Origin of the sequence: Paenibacillus alkaliterrae (assembly GCF_021532375.1) — a bacterium.
Lineage (GTDB): Bacteria > Bacillota > Bacilli > Paenibacillales > Paenibacillaceae > Pristimantibacillus > Pristimantibacillus alkaliterrae.
On sequence record NZ_JAKGAP010000017.1, the window covers coordinates 92798 to 115931 of the forward strand.

General features: G+C 46.5%; 17 protein-coding genes. All 17 read left to right on the top strand.

Annotated features, from left to right (window positions below; translation table 11 throughout):
* The first annotated feature begins 6 nt into the window (after positions 1-6).
* The 17 genes from L1N85_RS09450 to L1N85_RS09530 all read left to right on the top strand — a co-directional run bounded on the left by L1N85_RS09450 (position 7) and on the right by L1N85_RS09530 (position 23112).
* A complete protein-coding gene (locus tag L1N85_RS09450; protein ID WP_235237339.1) occupies positions 7-897 on the top strand; it encodes a carbohydrate ABC transporter permease in 891 nt (296 codons plus the stop codon).
* 12 nt (positions 898-909) lie between these two features.
* The gene (locus tag L1N85_RS09455; protein WP_235237307.1) at positions 910-1746 is read left to right on the top strand and encodes a carbohydrate ABC transporter permease; all 837 of its coding nucleotides are present in this window, start codon (positions 910-912) and stop codon (positions 1744-1746) included.
* 63 nt (positions 1747-1809) lie between these two features.
* Positions 1810-3081, top strand: a complete 1272-nt coding sequence (locus tag L1N85_RS09460) for a Gfo/Idh/MocA family protein (protein WP_235237308.1) — start codon at positions 1810-1812, stop codon at positions 3079-3081.
* Between the two features lie 47 nt (positions 3082-3128).
* Positions 3129-5453 carry a helix-turn-helix domain-containing protein gene (locus L1N85_RS27560; protein WP_235237309.1) on the top strand — a complete coding sequence of 775 codons (2325 nt, stop codon included), beginning with the start codon at positions 3129-3131 and terminating at the stop codon, positions 5451-5453.
* 558 nt (positions 5454-6011) lie between these two features.
* Positions 6012-6989 (top strand): ABC transporter permease, encoded by a 978-nt coding sequence (locus L1N85_RS09470; protein WP_235237310.1) that lies wholly within the window; start codon positions 6012-6014, stop codon positions 6987-6989.
* Between the two features lie 17 nt (positions 6990-7006).
* Positions 7007-7897 (top strand): carbohydrate ABC transporter permease, encoded by an 891-nt coding sequence (locus L1N85_RS09475; RefSeq protein ID WP_235237311.1) that lies wholly within the window; start codon positions 7007-7009, stop codon positions 7895-7897.
* A gap of 147 nt (positions 7898-8044) precedes the next feature.
* Positions 8045-9574, top strand: coding sequence for an ABC transporter substrate-binding protein (locus L1N85_RS09480; RefSeq protein WP_235237312.1), 1530 nt, complete (start codon positions 8045-8047; stop codon positions 9572-9574).
* A 200-nt stretch (positions 9575-9774) separates the two neighbouring features.
* Positions 9775-11508: a sensor histidine kinase gene (locus L1N85_RS09485; protein ID WP_235237313.1), complete on the top strand. Its 1734-nt coding sequence runs from the start codon at positions 9775-9777 to the stop codon at positions 11506-11508.
* A gap of 27 nt (positions 11509-11535) precedes the next feature.
* Positions 11536-13119, top strand: a complete 1584-nt coding sequence (locus tag L1N85_RS09490; protein WP_235237314.1) for a helix-turn-helix domain-containing protein — start codon at positions 11536-11538, stop codon at positions 13117-13119.
* 168 nt (positions 13120-13287) lie between these two features.
* Positions 13288-13677 carry a YmaF family protein gene (locus L1N85_RS09495; protein WP_235237315.1) on the top strand — a complete coding sequence of 130 codons (390 nt, stop codon included), beginning with the start codon at positions 13288-13290 and terminating at the stop codon, positions 13675-13677.
* Positions 13678-13829: 152 nt separating this feature from the next.
* Positions 13830-14645, top strand: coding sequence for a (2Fe-2S)-binding protein (locus tag L1N85_RS09500; RefSeq protein WP_235237316.1), 816 nt, complete (start codon positions 13830-13832; stop codon positions 14643-14645).
* 591 nt (positions 14646-15236) lie between these two features.
* Positions 15237-16625: an aspartate aminotransferase family protein gene (locus L1N85_RS09505; RefSeq protein WP_235237317.1), complete on the top strand. Its 1389-nt coding sequence runs from the start codon at positions 15237-15239 to the stop codon at positions 16623-16625.
* Positions 16625-18181 (top strand): pyridoxal phosphate-dependent decarboxylase family protein, encoded by a 1557-nt coding sequence (locus L1N85_RS09510; RefSeq protein WP_235237318.1) that lies wholly within the window; start codon positions 16625-16627, stop codon positions 18179-18181. Before L1N85_RS09505 ends, L1N85_RS09510 begins: the two co-directional genes overlap by 1 nt.
* Before the next feature lie 5 nt (positions 18182-18186).
* Entirely contained in the window at positions 18187-20001 is a 1815-nt protein-coding gene (locus L1N85_RS09515; RefSeq protein WP_235237319.1) for an IucA/IucC family protein, read from the top strand.
* On the top strand, positions 19991-20608 hold the full coding sequence (locus L1N85_RS09520; protein WP_407946355.1) for a GNAT family N-acetyltransferase: 618 nt from the start codon (positions 19991-19993) through the stop codon (positions 20606-20608). The genes L1N85_RS09515 and L1N85_RS09520 overlap by 11 nt, the downstream gene beginning before the upstream one ends.
* A complete protein-coding gene (locus L1N85_RS09525) occupies positions 20562-21911 on the top strand; it encodes a lysine N(6)-hydroxylase/L-ornithine N(5)-oxygenase family protein (protein WP_235237320.1) in 1350 nt (449 codons plus the stop codon). The genes L1N85_RS09520 and L1N85_RS09525 overlap by 47 nt, the downstream gene beginning before the upstream one ends.
* Positions 21883-23112 (top strand): MFS transporter, encoded by a 1230-nt coding sequence (locus L1N85_RS09530; protein WP_328285192.1) that lies wholly within the window; start codon positions 21883-21885, stop codon positions 23110-23112. Before L1N85_RS09525 ends, L1N85_RS09530 begins: the two co-directional genes overlap by 29 nt.
* Positions 23113-23134 lie beyond the last annotated feature (22 nt).

Genomic DNA, 23134 nt, shown 5'->3' on the forward strand with positions numbered 1-23134 from the left:
CGAAAGATGAAACAACGCCGTTATGGTCGTGGAGACCTTTTTTGGGCCTATATAATGATTGCACCTTTAATGTTGGGTCTTTTCATTTTTTATGTATATCCCGTCTTTCAAACGGTTTATTATTCGTTCGTGGAATGGGGAGCCTTTGGCAATTACAAATGGACCGGTCTTGACAACTATAACAAGCTGCTGACAGATACAGATTTGCACAGGGCGATTCGCAATACAGTTGTCTACATTGTTCTATCGGTTCCTTTAAGCATCTTCCTTTCCATTCTTGTGGCTGCATTACTTAATCAAAAAATACGTGGACTTACGATCTATCGGACGCTTTATTTTCTTCCGGTCATTACGATGCCGGCGGCAGTAGCGATGGTATGGAGATGGCTTTACAACGCCGACTATGGTTTATTGAATTATGCATTGGGCTTATTATCGATCAAAGGCCCTCATTGGCTTACTGATCCGAACATCGCATTATACTCGGTTATTCTCGTAGCTATTTGGAGTTCAATCGGTAACAATATGATTATTTTCTTGTCCGGTTTACAGGGCATTTCTTCCTCTTATTATGAGGCGGCATCGATAGATGGAGCAGGCACGATATCCAAGTTTTACCGAATCACACTGCCTCTTCTTACACCAACGATATTCTTCGTAGGCGTTATCTCCTTAATTAGTGCGTTTCAGGTGTTTGACATGATCTACATGATGATTGGTGAAAAAAACATCGCGATTGAATCGACACAATCGATTGTCTTTTTGTTCTATAAGTATGGTTTTACTCAGAACATGAAGGGTTACGCGTCGGCTATCGCTGTACTGCTGTTTGTCATTATTTTGATAGTGACGTTCATCCAAATGAAATTGCAGAAAAAATGGGTTCATTACGGATAAGGAGGCAGCCATATGTTTGCGAATGGATATAAGAAGAAAGTTGGGTCTGCGGTTCTCGTTCATATCATTCTATTGGTTGGAGCTGCCATTATGATCATACCGTTCATCTGGATGTTTCTGACCTCAGTGAAAACGATGGGTGAATCCACCATGGTTCCACTGGTGATAATCCCTAAACAGTTACAGTGGAATAACTACTTAAAAGTATTTGAGAGCCTTCCGTTTCTAACCTTTTATTGGAATACCATGATTACAACACTATTCAAAACCGTTGGACAGGTGATGATCTGCTCTCTTGCCGCATACGCCTTTGCGCGTATCGAATTCCCAGGACGGAACTTATTCTTCTTACTGGCATTATCTGTTCTTATGGTTCCAGGACAAGTATTCTTAATTCCACAATATATGATTATGAAAGATCTAGGTTGGCTTAACTCGCTGCAAGCCCTCATTGTTCCTGGGTTGTTCAGTGCATTCGGAACGTTTTTGCTTCGTCAATTCTTCATGACATTGCCAAAAGAATTGGAAGAGGCGGCTAAGCTGGACGGCTGCAACCAGTTTCGCACGTATTGGCAGATCATGCTGCCGCTTGCGAAGCCTGGGATGATTGCGCTGGCGATTTTTGTTATCTTGTGGTCGTGGAACGACTTGATGTGGCCGCTCATTGTGAACACCTCACCGGATAAGATGGTGCTTTCAGCTGGGCTTGCATCGCTGCAAGGAGAGCATTCAACGAACTATACTATTTTGATGGCGGGTTCCATGATGGCCATTATTCCAATGATTATCATTTTCCTTGTATTTCAGCGATCGTTCATCGAAGGGATTGCATTGACGGGTTCGAAATAAATGATGCATCAAATAAAATAAGCATCAACTAGACAAATAAACAAAAGCTAGAGGGAGATAAAGATGAAGAAACTTACAGCTATTTTAATAGGAGCCGGTGATCGCGGATTTCGCGCTTATGCACCCTATGCCATTCATAATCCGCACGAGTTTGATATTATTGCAGTTGCTGAGCCCAATGAGGAACGTAGAAAGGCATTTGCCGAGGCGCATAATATTTCACCAGAACGCTGCTATCCGTCATGGGAAGCAGCGATGGCAGAACAGCGTCTGGCCGACATTGCTATGATCTGCACGCAGGACCGGATGCACTACCACCCGACGTTGAAAGCACTTGAGCTAGGGTATCATGTCATGTTAGAGAAACCGATGTCTCCGAATCCCAAAGAGTGCGCTCATATGGAGATGGCGGCAACGAAGTATGGTCGTCTGCTCACGATTTGTCATGTGCTTCGTTATACGGCATTCTGGTCATCGATCAAGAAGGTTATTAATGAAGGCAAAATCGGGCAGATCGTATCCATCCAATTGAACGAAAATGTAGGTAATCTGCATATGTCACACAGCTTCGTGCGTGGTAATTGGAACAATTCAGACGAATCTAGTCCGATGATTCTGGCCAAATCATGCCATGACATGGACATCTTGTCCTACGTGATGGATGAGCCATGCTTGCGTGTCAGCTCGTTCGGATCCTTGATGCATTTTAATGAGCGAAATGCGCCGGAAGGGGCGCCTTTACGATGCTTGGATGGTTGCCCTGCGGCAGAGAACTGCCAGTATTATGCACCAAGATATTATTTAGGTGAAGGCATGGGCTGGGCACGCAAGTTTACGGAAGATACGAGCCGTGAAGGCATTCTGGAAGCATTGCAGACGACTCCGTACGGCAAATGTGTATACCGCAGCGACAACAATGTCGTAGATCATCAAGTCGTTAACATGGAGTTTGCCAGCGGTGCAACGGCCATGTTCAGCATGTGTGGATTTACGCACGACAATACGAGGATTGTACAGATTATGGGCACGAAAGGCGATATTCGCGGCAACATGGAAGAGGATTCATTTATCTTAAATGAGTTTTTAACGAAGGAAAAAACGGAGTTTCATGTCAGCGCTCCTTCTGGAGGGCATGGCGGCGGGGATGCTGGAATCGTTCGCAAATTTTTGAAAGAAGTATGTGAATTCGAGGGAGACGCTATCCAGGCCTCAGCTTCAGCAGCAGCATCAGTAAGGGGTCACTTGATGGCATTTGCGGCAGAAGAATCACGGATGAATAATGGAATGTCGATCGATATTGAGGCTTATTACAAACGTTTGGTTACCCCGGAATAGTTCACACGTTATAAAGGTTTCTTTATAAGTTAGGAAGTGACGTCCTAGTGATTACCAGAAGGCTGCATATAAAAAAAGGATCCTTTTATCGCAAAAGCTTGATTCTCGTATTGCTCATAACCTGTTTGCCGGTTAGCTTTATCGGGATCAGCCTTTATTATGCCGGCGGAGACCGGATTGTGAACGAACTAAATAAATCGCATCAGCTGCAGCTCAATCAGTCGATTCAGAGGATGAACGACTATTTTTCCCAGTTGGAGCTTTACTCGACGCAGCTCGCTTTTAAACCGGGCTTTGACGAATCCATCAAGACTCTTGATTTTGTCGACCAATTCGAAACGACGAAAGAACTTCTGAAATCACTTAGTTTGATGAGGGATACGAATCCGTTTATCAGCAGCGTATTTCTATATCTCAAGGATCAGAACAGCCTCATTGGCGACGCGGCGGGCGTTAGACGCATAACGGATGCTGAAGACCAGAAGCTGTTTCTGTCGCTGCTTGGTCCAATCCAAGGAATTTATTGGAAAAATAACCTTAACCGAATCGACCGGCCCGATTCTCCTCAGAAAGCGATCGTCATTAAGCTGCCGGGCGGCGGCTACCAGGAGCATTCATACGGGGCGTTCATCATCTACATTAATCAGCAGAAATTGAACGAGCTGGTGGAAAAGCTTTCCTCTAAGGACGGAGCCGCGTTTTTAATCGACAGCAATGGCGAATATATCACTTCTCCCCGTCTGGTCGAAACCGGGTCGGAAGGCAGTTTTGAGGAAGCGCTGAAGAAGCGCATCCTGAAGGAAGGCCGGGACGCGAATACGTTCGTTATGAAATGGGACGGGGAAAGCTACTCCGTTTCGTACGGCAAAATGGCATTTATGGTCTCGGCGTTTACGTATATTTCTGCCACGCCGCTATCGAATATTACCGCTCCGTTCCATTCGATGTCCAAATCGATCATTGTCATCAGCTGTATCGGACTTCTTGCGGCGTTATTACTCGCATGGTTCGCTTCACGTCGCATCTATGACCCGATCGGACGGCTCATGCGGTTGATTGAAGGCGACAAGGGGACGGAAGGCAAGGACGAGATCGCCTTTCTGGAAAGCCAGTGGAAACGCAACATGTCGCAGAACGAAACGATGTCCACCCGGCTGAAGGAAGTGCTGCCTCGTCTGAGAGAGGGCTTTCTGAATCAATTTTTACAGGGACATCACTACTACTACTCCGAATCGGAAATCATCGAGAAAATGAATCAGCTCGACTGGGACATCCTCGACAAAAAATTCGCTTTTATTATGGTGCAGCTGCAAGGCATGTCCAGCACCGAGGGGAAGTTTTCCGATAAAGACGAGCAGCTCGTTTCGTTCGCCGCCTCGAAAATCGTGCAGGAGCTGGCTTCGTTCCGGATTACCCATAACCATGTCATCGACTTTCACGATTTGTCCGCTTCGATGCTTATCGTCCTGGATGCGGATGAAACGGAAGAACAATCGACGCGGGAGCTTCATGCGCTCTCCGAGCAAATCATACAAGCGATCAATGATGTGCTGAGCATCGAAGCCACGATTGTAATCAGCCCGATTGCCGATTCGATCGTACAGACGCCGGACATGCTGGAGCAATCCCGCAAAGCGCTGCTGTTCCGGGATATTGAGCGCACGAATCAAGTGCTGAGCATGAACGATTTCAAGTCGGAAGAAAGCAATGCCGCCCAATATCCGTTCGAGCTTGAACGCGAAATTACGGGTGCGATCCGCATGGGACAAGAAGAAGAAGCCATGCGGCTGATCGGCGAGTTTTTGCGTCAGCTGCAGCAGAACTCCAGAAAAGAGCTGATCGTCCATCAAAGCATGCTCCTGCTGCTCGGCAGCATCCTGAATGCGATTATGCGGAATGATACGAATCCGTATACCCTGTACGAAGGCACCCACCTGTATGAAGAGCTGCTGCAAATCCGAGAGCCGCAAAAAATGCTCGCGTGGTTCCGGTCGACGCTTGTCGTCCCTTATGTCCAAACGTTCTCGCTAGCGTACGATCCGGATTTGAAGCAAATGATCGACAGCCTGCTCGTCCGGCTGCAGGAGGAATTCCTATCGGGCATCTCGCTCGAATCGTATGCCGACGAACTGCAAATGACGCCCTATAAGCTGAGCAAAACGTTCAAGCAGCTGACCGGCACTAACTTCATCGATTACGTCACGCGGCTGAGGCTGAACCGCTGCAAGGAGCTGCTGCTTACGACGGATCTGAAAATCAACGACATCGCAGATCTGCTCCGCTATCAGCCGTCTTATTTGATTCGTATTTTCAAAAAGAACGAAGGCATGACGCCGGGACAATACCGGGACAAGTTTACGCAGCAAGGCTGAATCGGAAAGTCATCTAATTCAGTAGACATTTTTTCTATATAAGTTGAACTAATCAATCACTCGAGTTCACGGCTGCACCGGCATCACGAACTGCAAAAACTCCAGATAATTGGTCTCAGACACGCTCTATTCATGCATGTAACGGGAAAACCAGGCGTTATTCACGGGAATAGTCGCTTCTAGTCGGCATACGGACCGCATTAGCGGGACAAATTCCAGTTAGACCAGAATTACTCGCTGATGAAGCAAGTTTAGCGGGATTTTTTCCAGTTAGATTCGTTATTCATCCCGCGGGCGCGACGCTTGTTTGTTTGGAAACGGCTAAAGCCCATAAATAATACGAAAGGAAGATAATTCGCAAGCCTGCGCATGTTACGCGCAGGCTTGTTTTGTTCATATTTACCTTGTTATGGAAAATCGACTGTCAATAACGCGCAAAGCCGATTGCGCAACAAGTCACCATCGTGTTATCAGGAGGTCATTATCCTAGTGGTTGGCCATCTTGAATACGTACTATAATGGCGTTGCAAGGGATTGGAATACAGGAAGGGTGGGCTCATGAAAGCTTCAGAAGCGGTGTTGATGCAATCGAAGGCAGAGATCAAAATTTGGAAGAAGCAGCGCGACTTCCTCCGGAAGCTTAACAAATTCAAATGGCTGCTGCTTATGACGCTGCCGGGCGTCGCGTATTTGTTCATCAACAATTACATTCCGATGTACGGGGTCATTCTTGCGTTCAAGCAATACAATTATGCGGACGGTATCTTCGGAAGTCCTTGGTCAGGCTTTGACAATTTCAAATTTTTGTTCAACTCTCCGGACGCGTACACCATTACACGCAATACGATCGGGTACAACATTGTTTTTATTTTCCTTAATCTCGTGCTGGCCCTTCTAACGGCGCTGCTCATTAACGAAATTAAAGAGAAGGTTGTCTCGCGCTTCTATCAGAGCATGTTTCTGCTGCCGCACATTGTTTCCATGGTTATCGTCGCTTATCTTGTCTACAGCTTCTTGAACATGGAGAGCGGTCTTATCAATAGGCTGCTGGACAAATGGCTGGACAAGGAAGCGATCGCGTGGTACAGCGAAGCGAAATATTGGCCTTACGTACTCGTTATCGTCAATGCTTGGAAGCATGTCGGCTACTTATCCATCATCTACTTCGCTGCGATTATCGGAATCGATAAGGAATATTACGAGGCCGCGACGATCGACGGTGCCGGCAAATGGCGGCAAATGACGCGCATTACGCTGCCGCTTATCGCTCCCGTCATTACAACAATGACACTGCTGTCGGTCAGCGGCATTCTTCGTTCGGACTTCGGCCTCTTCTTCCAGGTGCCGATGAACACGGGTGCGCTGCTCTCGACCACGAACACGATCGATACGTTCGTCTATAGGGCTATGCTGACGCTCGGTGATATCGGCATGTCGTCGGCTGCGGGCATCTATCAATCGTTCATCAGCCTGCTCCTCATTCTAGCTGCCAACTACGCCGTGCGATTAGTGAATAAACAGGATGCCTTATTTTAGGGAAAGGATGCGAGACAATGCTAACGAAACAAAAGCTTGACCAATTCGGTATCCATACGTTTTTTACGCTTTTTACGATCGGATCACTGCTTCCTTTTGTCCTAATTTTTATGGTCTCGATTTCGGATGAGTCATCAATAAGCGCGAACGGCTACTCCTTGCTCCCAACCAGCATCAGTTTTGCCGCCTACCGGTTTCTGCTGTATGATTTTACGGAAATAGCGAGAGCCTACGGCGTCACCATTCTATGCACGATCATTGGTGTTATGGTCAGCTTATTCAACACGACGCTGCTTGCCTATCCGCTCTCACGGATGGAGCTGCCGTTTCGCCGAAGCTTGTCCTTCTACATTTTCTTCACGATGCTGTTCAGCGGCGGAATGGTGCCTTGGTATTTGACCTTCGTCAATCTCGTCCCGGTCAAAAATACGCTGCTTGCCATGATCATACCAGGTATGCTGTTAAGTGCGTTCAACGTGCTGCTCATGCGGAGTTTCTTCTCCCATTCGATTCCCGACTCGGTCGTCGAAGCTGGAATTATGGATGGGGCGAGTGAATTTCAGGTTTTCCAAAAAATTATCGTCCCGTTATCGCTGCCGATTATGGCGACGATCGGTTTGTTCACGACGCTGGCGTATTGGAACGATTGGTATAATTGCTTGCTTTTTATCGACAGCCCCGCGTTGTATAACGTCCAATACTTGATGACGAAAACGCTTACGAATATTCAATTTTTGCTTATGAGGGCTGACAGCTCCGCGCAAGCGGGCGAGCTGCTGGCGAAAATGCCGCGAGAGACGGTGCGCATGGCGTTAGCGATCGTTGGAATTGCGCCTTTACTGTTTGCCTACCCGTTCTTTCAGAAATTTTACATTAGCGGCATCACGAGCGGTGCCGTAAAGGGCTGACGTAAGCGGGTCTGTTCATTTGACTAAGGCAAGGGGGTGTTGATGTCGTTATAGGACTAGCGTTAGTTTGATATTGCAAAACCGATATTACAGCATTAAAGTATGATTTTTCATCCAAACAGAGTATGGAGAGGGGATTTTCAGTTCATGCGAATACCAATCAAATTGGCAATGATCCTCATGTTTTGCTGTATGTTGATTGTATCGGCCTGCGGCAAAAACGAAGCGGGGAGCAATGGTGCGGAGAACAACAAAGAGGATGCCCCTTCAACGAACGCAGCGGATTCCGGCGCAGACAAATTGGAGCCTTACAAAATTACGCTCGTCTATCCGGCTTCGGCGGCCAAAGATTTGTCTCTTGTGCAGGAAGAGATGAGCAAGTATTTGACCGAAAAAATGAACGCAACGATTGAGCTTAGGCCGATCGAGTGGGGCGCATGGGACGACAAGACGAATTTGATGAAAATTTCCAACGAGCCGTTCGATCTGATGTTTACGGCCAGCTGGTACTATTACCCGAGCGACGTGGTGAAAGGGCAATATCACGATCTTGACGAGCTCATGAACGAGTACGGTAAAGATATTCCGGATGTATTGGGGCCTGATTTCCTCAAAGGAGCACGTATCGGCGGCAAGCTTTATGCCCTGCCAACGAAGAAGGAATTCGGCCAAGGCTTCGGCTTACTTCTGAATAAACGTTTCGTCGATAAATACAAAATCGATACGAACGGCATCAAATCGATGGAAGAGCTGGAAGAAATGTTCCAAATAATCAAACAAAACGAGCCGGACGTCGTACCGATCGTCTCGTCCAAATTTACGAACGTTTGGGGAGCTGCAAACTACGACGGCATTACGGCCGGATTGTCGGTTCCGCGCGGCAGCACGGAAATGAAAGTGGTTGATGTTCTGGACGATCCGAAGCAGCTCGAGTTTTATAAACGGATGCATCAATGGAACAAGAACGGCTGGTTTGACAAGGACGTCATGACATCCGATTCGGAACAGGCGATGAACATGATCAAGGCGGACAAGGCGTTTGCCGTCGCTTCCTCGCTCAAGCCGGGCAAGGATAAAGAAATGACCGTACAGTACGGAACAGAAGTTGTTCAAGTCGAAACCGCGGAGCCGTTCACCGTGACGGGCGACGCTCAAGGCGCTATGCTTGGCATTTCGCGCACATCCAAGGACCCGTCAAGAGCCATGATGTTTCTGAATTTGCTTTACACGGACGCCAAATTGATCAATATGCTCAACTGGGGCATCGAAGGCAAGCATTACGTGAAAAAGTCGGACAACGTCATCGATTATCCGGAAGGCGTGACGGCAGAGTCGCAGACGTATCCAAATCCGGGCGGCTGGATGTTTGGAAATCAGTTCAATACGTACTTGTGGGCGAACGAGGACCCTGACAAATGGAAGTTGTTCGATGAGTTTAACGCTCGCTCGGAGCGTTCGATTATACTCGGCTTCACCTTCAACCAAGAGCCCGTCAAATCGGAATTGGCTTCAATCGCCAACGTGGAGGCGGAGTTTCACGACGCTCTTGCCTCAGGCGCCGTAGATCCGGAGAAGACGATTGCGAAGTGGAAGGAAAAACGCGCAGCAGCCGGCTATGACCGCATCAAGGCCGAGGTTGAGAAGCAGCTTCAGGAATGGGCCGCAGCTCAAAAATAATAGCCGCACAAGCTGAAGACTGCACTGGCATTACCGGCCGGTTTCTTCGTCCGATCGCAATCGGACGCAAGAGGCCGGCTTATTGCCATGATCATGCATAATTGTATAACATTAACGAGATGAAAGGCAGAGGATATAGTCGACAAGCATCGAAATGATAGAAACAACTACCATCCATCTCATTAGGAGCGTCTTAAGCCATGAGAAGTTCTCTTCACTACAAGCTGATTATCGGGTTTATTTCCATTGCCGTGCCCCTTGTCGCTTTGCTTCTATACAATAACGTATACGCTTCCAATACAGTAAGAGAGCAGGTCACGCAATCGAACAAAAACGCGGTTATGCTGTATGCCAATCAAATACAAGCCGCCCTTGATCGTGAAACGAACTTTTTGTACAATCTTACCGTCGACGATCCGAATATTACATTATTATCCCGTTACTTGAACGATCCGACTGAGTATATGCTGACCAAGGTGCGTATTCTTAATGAATTAAGCCGGTATCACCGCTTTGACAGCAGCGTCGATTTTCAATTCATCTATTCCATAGAAAACAAAGATCTCTTTAATACGGCCTTTAAAACTAAAGATTATAATGAAGTGATTGCGATAAAAACGATGCTCACGCAGCTATTGGACGGCCTTGAGCCGGACAGCCCGTTTTTTTGGGAATGGAAATCTGTTCAATACGGGGACGATCATGCCCTGGTCCGGCTGGTGGATACGAGAGAAGGGTTTTACTTAGGCGCGTTCGTAAGATTGAGCCACATGATGATACCGCCCGATTTGATTCAGTTAGGGGATAAAGGATTCGCTTCGTTTATTTTGGAGGATGGCGAAATTATAGCTGGCGAAGAGATTCACGTCCGTTACTCCGAGCTTCCTTTGCTTGATTATAATCCCGACGATACGTATCAGCTCCTTCATTTTCAAGATGACAGATACGTTGCAGTTACGAGCCCGATCAAGGGGACCGATACAATGCTGAGCGTCTTTATCCCGGAGCGGGAAATGCTGAGGAAGCTGCCTTATTTTAAATGGATCATTTCTATTATTCCCGTGCTGGCGGCTATCGTTCTTTTGTTCTATATCATTTATCTGAGAGACATCGTGCTGAAGCCAATGAACAAATTAATACGCGGTATGGTCAGAATAAAGGAGGGGAATTTAAGCATTCGGCTGCAGCCGTCAAAGACGAAGGATTTTACGCTTATCAACGAGACGTTCAACGATATGGCTGAGCAAATTGAGGAGCTGAAAATTTCCGTGTACGAGGAGCGAATTGAAGCTCATCGAGCGGAGCTGAAGCATTTGCAGCTTCAGATGAACCCTCACTTCATTTTGAATGCGATCAATATTCTTTACAATTTGGCACAGCTCAAAAAATACGACATTATCCAAATGATGTGCCTGAATATGGTCAATTATTTCCGGTTTACGACACAAACCCATCGAAGCGTGGTGAGGATCGCCGAGGAGCTGGAGCATATGGAGAGCTACATCAACATTCAACAGCATCGGTTCCCGGGCAAGATTACGTATCGTTTCGAGGTCGAGGACGGACTGGAGAAAATGTCCATTCCTCCGCTGCTCATTCAGCCCTTCATCGAAAATAGCATGAAATATGGCTTCGATTTTATGGAGAAGCCTTTTCATATCGATATTCGCATTACCAGCATGCCGGATTCGCAGCTTATGCAAATCGTTATTTCCGATAACGGAGCGGGCTTCTCCGAACCTATATTGGCCGAATTGCAAAACGGCCGCTATTTCGGAACGCAGGACGGCGAGCATTTGGGCATTTGGAATGTGTACCATCGGCTCCATTTCTTGTTCGGGCAAACGTCCCGCATACAATTTGCGAATGGAGTCGATTCGGGAGCTAACGTCACGATTTGGATGCCGGTTCGGACCTTGGAGCAGTTCGCGTGAACGAATTCGCATTGAAGGAGGATTTCAATGACTGGAGCAGCACTTATTGTAGACGATGAAATTTATGCGGTCATGGGAATTAAGAGCGGTATCGATTGGGAAGCGCTGCGGATTTCCGAAGTGTATGAGGCCTATAATATGCGTGAAGCGATTGCGGTTTTCGAGCGATCGAGCATTGATATTCTTATTTGCGATATCGATATGCCGAAAGGAACGGGAATCGAGCTGGTGGAGTGGGTCAATACGCAGTCGCCCGCGACGGAGACGATTTTTCTAACGGCCCATTCTGATTTTGCATTTATGCAACGCGCAGTTCAACTGGGCAGCTTCGATTATATGTTGAAGCCCGTCGCTTTCGACACGCTGCAAACGACGCTTGAGAAGGCGATGCAAGCGCTTGAGCAAGAGCGGGAGCTGGAGCGTCTGCGGGAACAATATAAGCCGTACTACGAGCTTTGGACGAAGAACAAGCCGCTCGTCGCCACTCAATTTTGGAACGATTTGTTTGCGAGAAAGAAGCTGTGCGCGCCGGATAACGCCGCAAGCCTCATAGCCGATCACGAGCTGCCGATCACGCCCCAAACCCGCATTTTGCCTATTGTCATCAGCGTCGAGAGCTGGCTGCAGGAATTGGGCAACAACGATGAAGAAATGCTGGAGTATGCCTTGCGGGAAGCGGCCTCTGACATACTGCTCGAAGGCGCCCGCGGGGCAGTTCTCGAGACGAAGCACGGCGTTAACGTCGTCATCCTATTTGCGAAGGAGGGCGAACTGGAGGCAGAGCGGCAAATCGAAAGCAAATGCCGGCAATTTATCGACTATTGCAAGGAGCGGATGGGCGGCAGCCTCTCGTGCTACATCGGCGAAGCATCGCTGCCTCATGAGCTGCGCGATATGTATCGCCGGCTGCTCGATATGGAGTATAACAATCTTCATAAGTCGAATCAGGTGTATTGGTACAAAAATTATGAAGCCGGTCATGCGGCGCCTAAGCTGCCGGAGTTCGCCGCTTGGACGATCCTGCTTGAGCAAGGGAAAAAAGCCGAAATGGAGAAGGAAATTAACCGCTTCTTCTCAGAGGTCGGCAAGCATCAGCGGCTGGGAGCGGACTCGCTGCATGCTTTTTATAACGGCTTTTTGCAAATGATCCATTACATTTTACATAAGAAGGGCTTGTCCGCCCATGAGCTGCTGGACAGCCATCGCGATATGGCGAACAAAAGCTTCCCGCGTTCACTGGAGCAATTGCAGGTTTGGGCGCTCAAGCTGGTCGCGGTCGTATCCGATTATTTGCATCATAACGATTCCGTCATTAAGCGGCTGCAATGCTACATCGCCGATCGCTTGAACGAAGCGATCACGAGAGAGCAGCTTGCGGAGCATGTGCATTTGAATCCCGCGTATTTATCCCGCCTTTTCAAGAAAGAGGTCGGCGAATCGATTACCGATTATATCCTGCGCGAGCGGATGAAGGTTGCGAGGGAGCTTATTCAAAACTCGACGATACCTATTTCCGACATCGCCAGATCGCTCGGCTTCAGCAATTTCTCTTATTTCTCGAAAATGTTCAAAAAAGTTTACGGCACGACGCCTCAGCATTGCAGGCGGTAGCGCTAGTGCAAGGACAAGGCCATAACGTTAAGCGGTATGGCTTTTAATTTTTTAGTAGAGGAGCTCCGGATGAAGTTTTCCCAGTCGAATTCCATTTTTGCCTTAAAGCGTCCTATCGTTTCAGTCATATATTAGTATAATCACAATTGAAATGGGGTAAACTAATTTATGGAAATACCTGTAACAGGTTATGTCGTTCATAACAAAGATTCGGATTCTGAGCATTCTCATATCCTATATCTTACAAGTTGGAATGGCAGACCGATTCATGTCCATGAGTTTTCGGGAGTCACTTCCTTTGACGTCGGCCACGACCACCGGTATGCAGGCAAGACGGAACCAGCACCTTCGGGCGTCAAACATGTTCATCATTATTGTACCTTTACGTCCGTGGATAACGATCATAAGCATATCATTAAAGGAACGACCGGACCCGCCATTCCGCTTCCGAGAGGCGGGCACTATCATTATTTTGAAGGCTGTACTTCGGTCAGCGGTTTGACCCCTCATGCGCATCAGTATTGCGGAAAAACAGGCAACGAATTGGATTATTGTTAACGAAGCACAAAGCGACGATTTCCACGGAGTGGGATCGTCGCTTTTGTTAGATATCGGAAAACATATATAAGGCTGTTTTGTTTGACATCTATTTTGAGAACGATTATCATAATCATCAGATAGTTTCATTAAACCTTTAGGAGATAGAGCATATGGTTCCCTTCGATTTACCTTTATTGCAAAATCGATTCAATATCTCGTTTGAAGCATGCACGAACAAGGAAGCAAAGGAAAGTATAACTTTGGATTCTGAAGAACAATTTGTTTACTTGCTGAAACGATTCGGTGAAGGTTTGAATACGTCGAATAGGGGCGTGATCGGTTCACTATTTATTAAACGTTACGGCGCGTTAATTGCCGGGGGACTGTATTTATGGACCCACCATCAAATCGGGTTCGATATGTCGGTGGAGAAGGTGAAAATAACGGTAAACGGCAGTGGGCTAAACTTTCATATCGCAGATGCGGTTACATTTAATCCATTGAAATCTGTCCATGAACCGAAACAGAAAAACGATATGTATATCGGACATTTACTGTCAGAAAACGTTAATCCCGTGTTTGCTAAAACCGTGTATCATACCGGAATCCGGGAATCAAACCTGTGGGCTACCTTATCCTATCTGCTTGCGTATTGGAAGAAGGAATGGATAAGATCGGCTGAATCAAGCGAAATTCGCAGCAATATCGAGAACGCTTTCCGCGTCATGACAGAGCAATATAACCCGGAGTGGTTTCCCGGAAAGGCGGCCAATCCTATCATTAGCCGCTTTCGGAGTATAGATGATCCGCTGCATGAAGGACAGCACATTTTGCTTCGGGAAAAATGCTGTTTAAATTACCGTCTGCCCGGTGAGGACCGTTATTGTTATACATGCCCTCTCATATCGGATGAGAAACGCATTGAAAAATATTTGGCGGCTCACGCAGGAGAACATCAACCAATATCGGCACAGGGGAAAACATAAGGTGCAGGGAGAAAAGTGAAGCTACTTGAACGGAAAAGTCGCTTCTCTTTTTCATTTTATTTAGGGCTTGTCTTGAGACATGATGAGATACTTCAGTCTTGGTCCGATCATTTTGTCGTAGGCTGATATTCTTTGAGATTGCCGATCACAGAGAATGGTAACACCTAGCGTCATCAACAAAGGGATAGTCATTTTCTTTTTCAACTCGAAAACCACCATAAAATAAAATTACTTATTGACATTGATAATGATAACTATTATCATTTACAGTATACCACCGATAATGATAATTATTATCAATTTATGCTTAAGGTGTATCCGGATGGGCTGCTATATCAGATTGTGCAAAAATCGGGTGAAGAACGAAGCAACTCAATCCGATCGAAAAAAGGAGGGGAAACAGTTGTGGCGTCGTCCAAGTAACCTGAGTCGATCACGTGGGCAATATACAGCTGCACTGGATTTTATAGGCTCAGCGATTTCCGCTCCATTCCATGTGAACAAACATTGCGATAGCTCCAGGACCTTGTTAGATGGTGGAAGAAATACTTGCATGATAACTCATAATCTTAAAGAAGGTAGGGATTTAATATGCTTCCTTATACAAAAAATGATGAATATCTTGATAGTCAGGCAAGGCGTGAATCCAATGCCCGTTCCTATCCGCGGCGCATACCGATTGCGATTAATGAAGCATTTGGTATTTATGTAAAGGATGTAGAAGGAAAGACCTATATCGATTGTTTGGCCGGAGCAGGAACATTAGCACTGGGACACAATCATCCAGTAGTGATTGAAGCGATCAAGAAGTTGCTTGAAGAAAAGAGACCCCTACATACGTTGGATATTACGACTCCGATTAAAGAGGAATTCGTGGAAGAGTTATTTGGCAGCTTGCCGGCTGATTTTTCCAGGAATGCCCGAATTCAGTTTTGCGGCCCTTCCGGATCTGATGCCGTAGAAGCGGCTTTAAAATTGGTCAAGACTGCAACGGGAAGACGGAGCATTATGACCTACCAAGGCGGATATCATGGGATGACGCACGGTTCCCTAAGTCTTATGGGCAATTTGGGACCGAAAAAAGAGGTTGCCAACCTTATGCCGGATGTGCATTTTCTGCCTTACCCATATCGCTATCGCTGCCCCTTTGGGATTGGAGGCGAAGAAGGGCATCGGATTGGGAGCGCTTATATCGAACGCTTGCTGGATGATCCGGAAAGCGGGATCGTTCAGCCGGCGGGAATGATCATGGAGATCGTCCAGGGAGAAGGCGGAGTAATTCCGGCTCCTGATGAATGGATGCGGGAAATTCGCCGCATGACGGAAGAGAAAAGTATTCCTCTAATTATTGATGAGGTTCAGACGGGATTGGGGCGTACGGGAAAAATGTATGCCTTTGAACATGCAGGCATTACGCCCGATGTTTTGGTTCTTTCCAAAGCAATTGGCGGAAGTTTACCGTTAGCGGTCGTCGTGTATCGTGAAGAATTGGACAAATGGGCTCCAGGTGCACATGCAGGAACGTTCCGGGGAAATCAAATGGCAATGGCGACTGGTACGGCAACGATTAAATTCATTAAGGAAAATCGTTTGGCGGAGATGGCGGAATTAAATGGGGAGCGATTGGTATCCCAGCTTCAGCAGATTCAAAAGCAAACAAATAGTATTAAGGATATCCGTGGCCGCGGACTGATGATTGGGGTGGAAATCGTAAATACGGAGAAGCCTGCAGACCATCTGGGAACTTATCCGGCCTATCCGGAACTGGCGAGCCGCATTCAACAGGAATGCTTTAAACGGGGGCTGATTCTTGAACTTGGCGGCCGTCACGGCAGCGTCGTTCGCTTTTTGCCGCCTTTGATCGTCACAAGCCAGCAAATCGACACCATTAGCGACATCTTTTATGAGGCCATTAAGGAAGCGGAAGCTTCCGCAGCGAATGATTTCTCAACTGAAAAAGCTGTACAGGAGGTGCGTTAATGGCGGAGAACATTTCTGCCCTTCAGTGGGAAAAGCGCAATCAAACTTTGGAAAAACATAGATTCGACCGTTTGTTTTTGCATAGCGATGAGCAAAGTATCGCTTATTATCAAAATGCCATGAAACGGGCACAGGAAGCTTTACTGGAGCAGTTCTCGCAAAATAATAAGCCGTACAGCGGTTTATCTCCCGAGGCCTTTTCGAAGCTTTTCAACTACACCTTCGGGGAGGTTTTACCGGAAGAAGCGGGAGAAATGGGGACTCTGATCGAGAGGATCGGGGAGACCGTTTTAAAGCATTCCATTGTCGTCTCCGATCCGGCCTGCCTGGCCCATCTCCATTGCCCGCCTTTAAGCGCGGCTTTGGCAGCTGAAGTCATGATCAGCGGAAGCAACCAATCGATGGATTCATGGGATCAAAGTGCGGCGGCCACCGTGCTGGAACAAAAAATCATTGATTGGTTATGTGAAGTTCTCGGATATGGTCAACAGGCGGATGGCGTGTTTACAAGCGGGGGGACCCAGTCGAATTTTATGGGATTGCTTTTGGCCCGCGATCGATACCTCCAGCGAATGTTCAATTGGTCGGCACAGCGTATGGGACTTCCGCCGCAAGCGAACAAGCTAAAGATTTTGTGTTCCAAGCAAGCCCATTTTACTGTGCGCCAATCGGCTTTTCTGCTCGGATTGGGGGATCAGGCGGTCATTCCGGTAGATACGGATGATAAGTATCGGATGTGCATAAAGGATCTGGATCGCCGGATAAAAGAATTGCAGGCTCAGGATTTACGTCCATTTGCCCTGGTAGCTACGGCGGGAACGACAGATTTTGGAAGCATTGATCCGCTTGAGGAGCTGGCGGTTCGTGCTAGGGAACATCAGATGTGGTTTCACGTGGATGCCGCCTATGGCGGAGCACTGATGTTGAGTGAACGTCATCAAGCCAAGTTGAACGGCATTCATTTCGCCGATTCGGTCACGGTCGATTTTCATAAATTATTCTATCAGCCTATCAGTTGTGGAGCTTTTCTTGTAAAAGATCGTAATGATTTTGATCTGATCAAGCTCAATGCCGATTATTTGAATCCGGAAGATGATGAGGAGAGAGGAATTCCAAATTTAGTTACAAAATCGGTGCAAACCACGCGTCGTTTTGATGCCTTGAAACTATTTATTTCCCTGCAGGCTGTTGGGAGAAAAACATTCGGTGAAATGATTGACTATACGATAGATTTAGCTTCAGAGACAGCACAAATGATCCAGGATGATCCGGCATTGGAATTGGTGAATGAACCAGAAATCAATGCGATTGTATTTCGTTATTTACCGCAAGACAGTAAAGATAGGCTGACGGAGCAGTCAAATTGGATAAACGGGTTGATTCGCTCCAAATTATTGCAGGAAGGTCATGCCGTATTGGCAAGAACTCGCGTCAATGGCTTGGTTTGCTTAAAATTCACACTGCTTAATCCGCGTACTTCTTTAGATGACATTCGCAAAATATTGAATCAAGTCAAGAGGATAGGCGGGCATCTGGCAAAAGGAACGGGGGAATGAATAATATGAAGTATAAACAGATTGCAGAACAGGCAACGATTCAAAGTTTTTTAAATTGCTATTTAAGAGAATCCGGGCAATATAAACTTCTGGACGCCGAAAGTGTGGCAGTGAATCCAGCAAATCAACAACCGTTGGCAAAGCAATGGCTTCATTGTCCGTTACCGCAGCAGGGCATTCACTTATACATTCCGCTGCGCTATTGGTCCATCACGGGACGCCATTTATTTTTGTTTCCTATTTTCTATTCCGATTCTGATCATCAAAAGCTATTTGAATTGGATTATATAACTTTAGTCACCTTCATTGTTAAAGAATTGAGCATCACCTTTGGAAAACAGGCAGCCAAGCAAGATGAGCTGATGCTGCGCGTCATTCTCAGCTGCCAAAATATCGAGCAATACGTCAGCGAACGATATCCGGATGCGGAACAGCTGTATGGGCTGGACATGAATTTTATAGACGCTGAACAGGCATTAATATTTGGCCATTTAATGCATCCCACCCCAAAAAGCCGACAAGGTATATCCGAATGGGATGCCCCGGCCTATTCTCCGGAATTAAAGGGAAAATTCCCTTTGCATTATTTCCGCGCACACACATCGATCGTTTGCCAAGGATCAGCTTTGGCGGACACGGCATCAGATATAATCAAGCAATTGCTGAACAATGATCCCCAGATAACGGATGAATTTAAGGCGAAATATGGCAAGGATGATGAGTACGCACTGATTCCGATCCATCCTTGGCAGGCACAATTTTTGATGAGCAAGCCTAAAGTTCGTAAGCTGATGGAACAAGGTTTGTTGGAAGATCTCGGACAGCAAGGAAGGGCCTATCATCCAACCTCTTCCCTGAGAACGGTTTACCATCCTGAATCAGATTATATGATTAAATTTTCATTGAATATAAAAATTACCAATTCCGTGCGTGCCAATAAGTATCAGGAATTGGAGAGGGGAATCGAGGTCAAAAAGTTGATGGAAAGCGAGATCGGCAAGCGGTTGAAAGCTAACCATTCCCGTTTTCAAATGATTTGCGATCCTGCTTTTATCACCCTTGATATCGATGGGGAAAAAGAATCAGGATTTGAAGTCATTCTGCGGGAGAATCCTTTCAAATTTGGGGATGAAAGGAATTCCACGCCGGTGGCATCCTTGTGCCAAGATTCAATCGAAGGAAACTCTTCTCGGTTGGTTGAGATCATGAAGCAATTAGCTGAAAAAGAAGCACGCTCTACGGAAGACGTAAGTATGGATTGGTTCAAAAAATATCTGGATATATCTCTAAAACCGATCATGTGGCTTTACTTCACCTATGGAATCGCCATCGAGGCTCACCAGCAAAATAGTGTCATTCGGCTGAAAGAAGGCTATCCGGAACGATTTTTCTTTCGAGATAACCAAGGATACTATTATTGCCAATCCTATCATGAAAAACTGAACCATATTTTGCCCGGAATCAGCCAAAAAAGCAACACCCTTTGTTCCGATGCGATTGCGGATGAGCGCTTGCGGTATTATTTCTTTTTCAATCATTTGTTAGGGTTGATCAACGCTTTCGGAACAGGCGGCTTAATTGAAGAAAGAAAGCTTCTGCAGGAGTTAAGGGGAGTCTTGGAGACGATCGAGATTCCCGATAACAGTTCTTCCCAATTGATAACCAGCTTATTGTCGCATGCCAAGCTTCCGTGCAAAGCGAATCTTCTAACACGCTTTCATGATATGGATGAACTGACGGGTTCGCTTGAAACGCAATCGGTCTATGTGAAAATCGATAATCCTTTAAATCTGAAGGAGCTGATCGGTAGTGCAGGCTAAGGGTAAATTTACTTATGAAGTTAATGACCCGGACATTGACCGCACCATTTCATTCCGTTGCGCAACCATAAAGGAAGATGTGCACAGGCTCCATCATTGGCATCATCAAAATCATGTGATCCCGTTTTGGAAGCAAAATTTCTCTTTTCCGCAATACCGGGAGTACTTTCAAAAGCTGCTGGCAGATCGCCATCAAACCTTATACATCGGACATTTGAACGGTAAACCGATGAGCTATTGGGAGTCCTATTGGGCCAAAGACGATATTATCGCCGGGCATTATGAGGTTGAGGCTGGCGATCAGGGCATCCATCTCTTATTTGGTCCAGAGGAATTCTTGGGAAAAGGTTATGCCTTACCCCTGTTAAGGGCAATGACTGCTTTCCAGTTCCAACATCAGGATACTAAAAAAGTGATTACTGAACCGGATATTCGCAATGAAAAAGTTATTCATATTTTTAAAAAATGCGGATTTGAGCCACAAAAAGAGATTGATTTGCCGGATAAACGGGCATTGTTGATGTTTTGTTACCGTGAAACATTTTTGGGGAGGTGGAAGGATGTCGATTACATCCAAGACTTATACAGGAGCGAACAACATGTTTGATTTGATTGGGATCGGCATAGGCCCTTTTAACCTTGGCTTGGCCGCTTTATCTGAGGATGTAGAAGGAATTAACGCCTTATTTCTTGAGCAGAAGCCCCGCTTTCAATGGCATGCGGGCCTGTTAATGGAAGAAACGACCCTTCAGGTCCCTTTTTTTGCCGATGTAGTGACAATGGCTGATCCGACGAGCCGCTTCAGTTTTCTGAATTACTTGCACGAACATGAACGGCTGTATAAATTTTATTTTCTTGAACGGTTCCATATTCCGCGCAGGGAGTACAACCATTATTGCCAATGGGTAGCTGAACAATTGAGCAGTTGCTGCTTCGGTCAGCAGGTCACTGAAATTAAATGGAAAAATGAGCCCTATGGAGAAGGTTATTTTGAAGTCGAGGCCAAAGATATTCATTCCGGTAAAACGGAGTATTATCAGGCCCGGCATTTGGCATTAGGGGTTGGAAACGTTCCGTATTTGCCGGATTGTTTCTCCTCCCATTCTTCTGACGATGTTTTTCATTCGGCGGAATTTCTGTACCGGAAAGAACGATGCAGCCGGGCAAAATCGATTACGGTCATCGGTTCGGGGCAAAGTGCGGGGGAAGTGTTTCTCGACCTCTTGAGGGAACAGCAGGTATACGGATACCGTTTGGATTGGTTCACCCGTTCCAAAGGATTTTTTCCTATGGAATACTCAAAATTGGGGCTGGAGCATTTTTCGCCGGAATATACGCGCTATTTTTATCAATTGCCGCAAGACAAAAAGGACCGCATAATCCCCAAGCAGGATTTATTATATAAGGGAATCAGCGCAAAAACGATCTCGGATATCTATGATGTCCTGTACGAGCGTTCAGTAGGAGGCGAGAAGCCTCCGGTACGCATGATGGCCATGACGGAGGTGTCTGAGGTGCAGCGGCTGCATACGGAAGAAGGTGACGCCGCATACCGTCTATCATGCATGCAGTGGGAACAGGAACAAGTCTTCAGCCATGACAGCGACGTCGTCATTGCGGCAACCGGTTATCACCGTATGGTTCCCGGATGCTTGGCCAGCCTACACTCCCTGATCCACTGGGATGAATACGGAAGGTATATCGTTCAGGATAACTACCAGTTAAAACTGACGGAGGATATACCGAACAAAATTTTTGTGCAGAACGGTGAAATGCATACGCATGGGGTGGGAGCTCCCGATTTGGGGCTGGGAGCATACCGCAACTCGGTGATTATTAACCATCTGGCCAACAGGGAAGCATATCCCGTCCGCAGCCGAAATGTATTTACTCAGTTTGGGATCGGATAAAGCAGTGGTTCAGCCAAAAGGGATTCAAGCCATATTGTTTTTTTGCATCTTTTACTTCGTCTTTACGGAAGTCGCTTTATCACCGTTCTATCCTCAATTTTTTGAGAAAGTATTCGATATTAAGGATTTGGAATATACCGGCTTCTATATTTTTATGGCCCGCTTGACGGTGGTGATATCAGCTCCGATCTGGGGATTATTGGCCAAACGCTATGAAGTGAAGTACCTGCTGTTCACCGGGCAATGGATCTCTGTATTCATGCTGATCGGGATGGGTGCGTCCGCGAATGCGGAACAATTTCTTATTTTTACGGTGCTGCTGCTTATCGGAAAAAGCAGCTTCTTGCTGATTTATCCTTTGCTCATCGAATTGGGTGGACATAAGCAGAATGCTGCGGTAGCAGGTTGCTATCATGTGGTTTTACATTCAGCAGTTATAATGGGGACCCTACTAGGGGCATGTCTGTTGAAGCTGAATGAACCTTTAGACCTTTTTTACTGGATGGCCGTTTGTGATCTTGGGTTATGGATTATCTGCTGGTTCGCCTTACGAAAGGTCTTTTCAAAAAAACAGAAGAGCATCGAAAAGAATTCCCCTCGGGTTGGCAACCACTCGATTGGGTTCATGCTGACGATCGGTTTGGTGATTTTCACCTTTCATACGGCGAACAATGTGATCCGCCCCTATTTTATAACATATACAGTAAACGATTTTGGCTTATCTTTGACAGAGAGCAGCTGGATTTTCATCGCCCCTAGCCTGATGGCCATTCTGGCCTATCCGTTTATCCGAAAGGCTTGCATTCCTGAAAGGTTGACTTCCGTCTATCTTTTTGCCGTAGGTATGTTGTCCGGCAGTCTGTTTTTGCAGGGGGCGACCAACAGTTTGATGCTTCTATTGCTTGGAAGGGTATTTTACGGCTTCTTTCTTGCCGTTTCGCAAGCTGCTTTGGAGATTTATTTGTTTCAACGAAGCAGGGATAGTTTGCATCTGAATTATACGATGGCCGCCTCGTTTCAAAATATTGGCCTATTGGCGGCGCCATTATTGGCATCATCCTTGGTAACCTCATACAACCCGGCGTTCCCGTTGATCATTGCAGCCGTAATCTGCCTGGTCAATCTTGGCTTGGCCCGTTTAACCATTTTTCGAAGTGAGAGCCGGTCAACTACTCAAGAAACAAAGGTGTTTGATTGTTAAATCATTAAAAAGACGGAGGAGT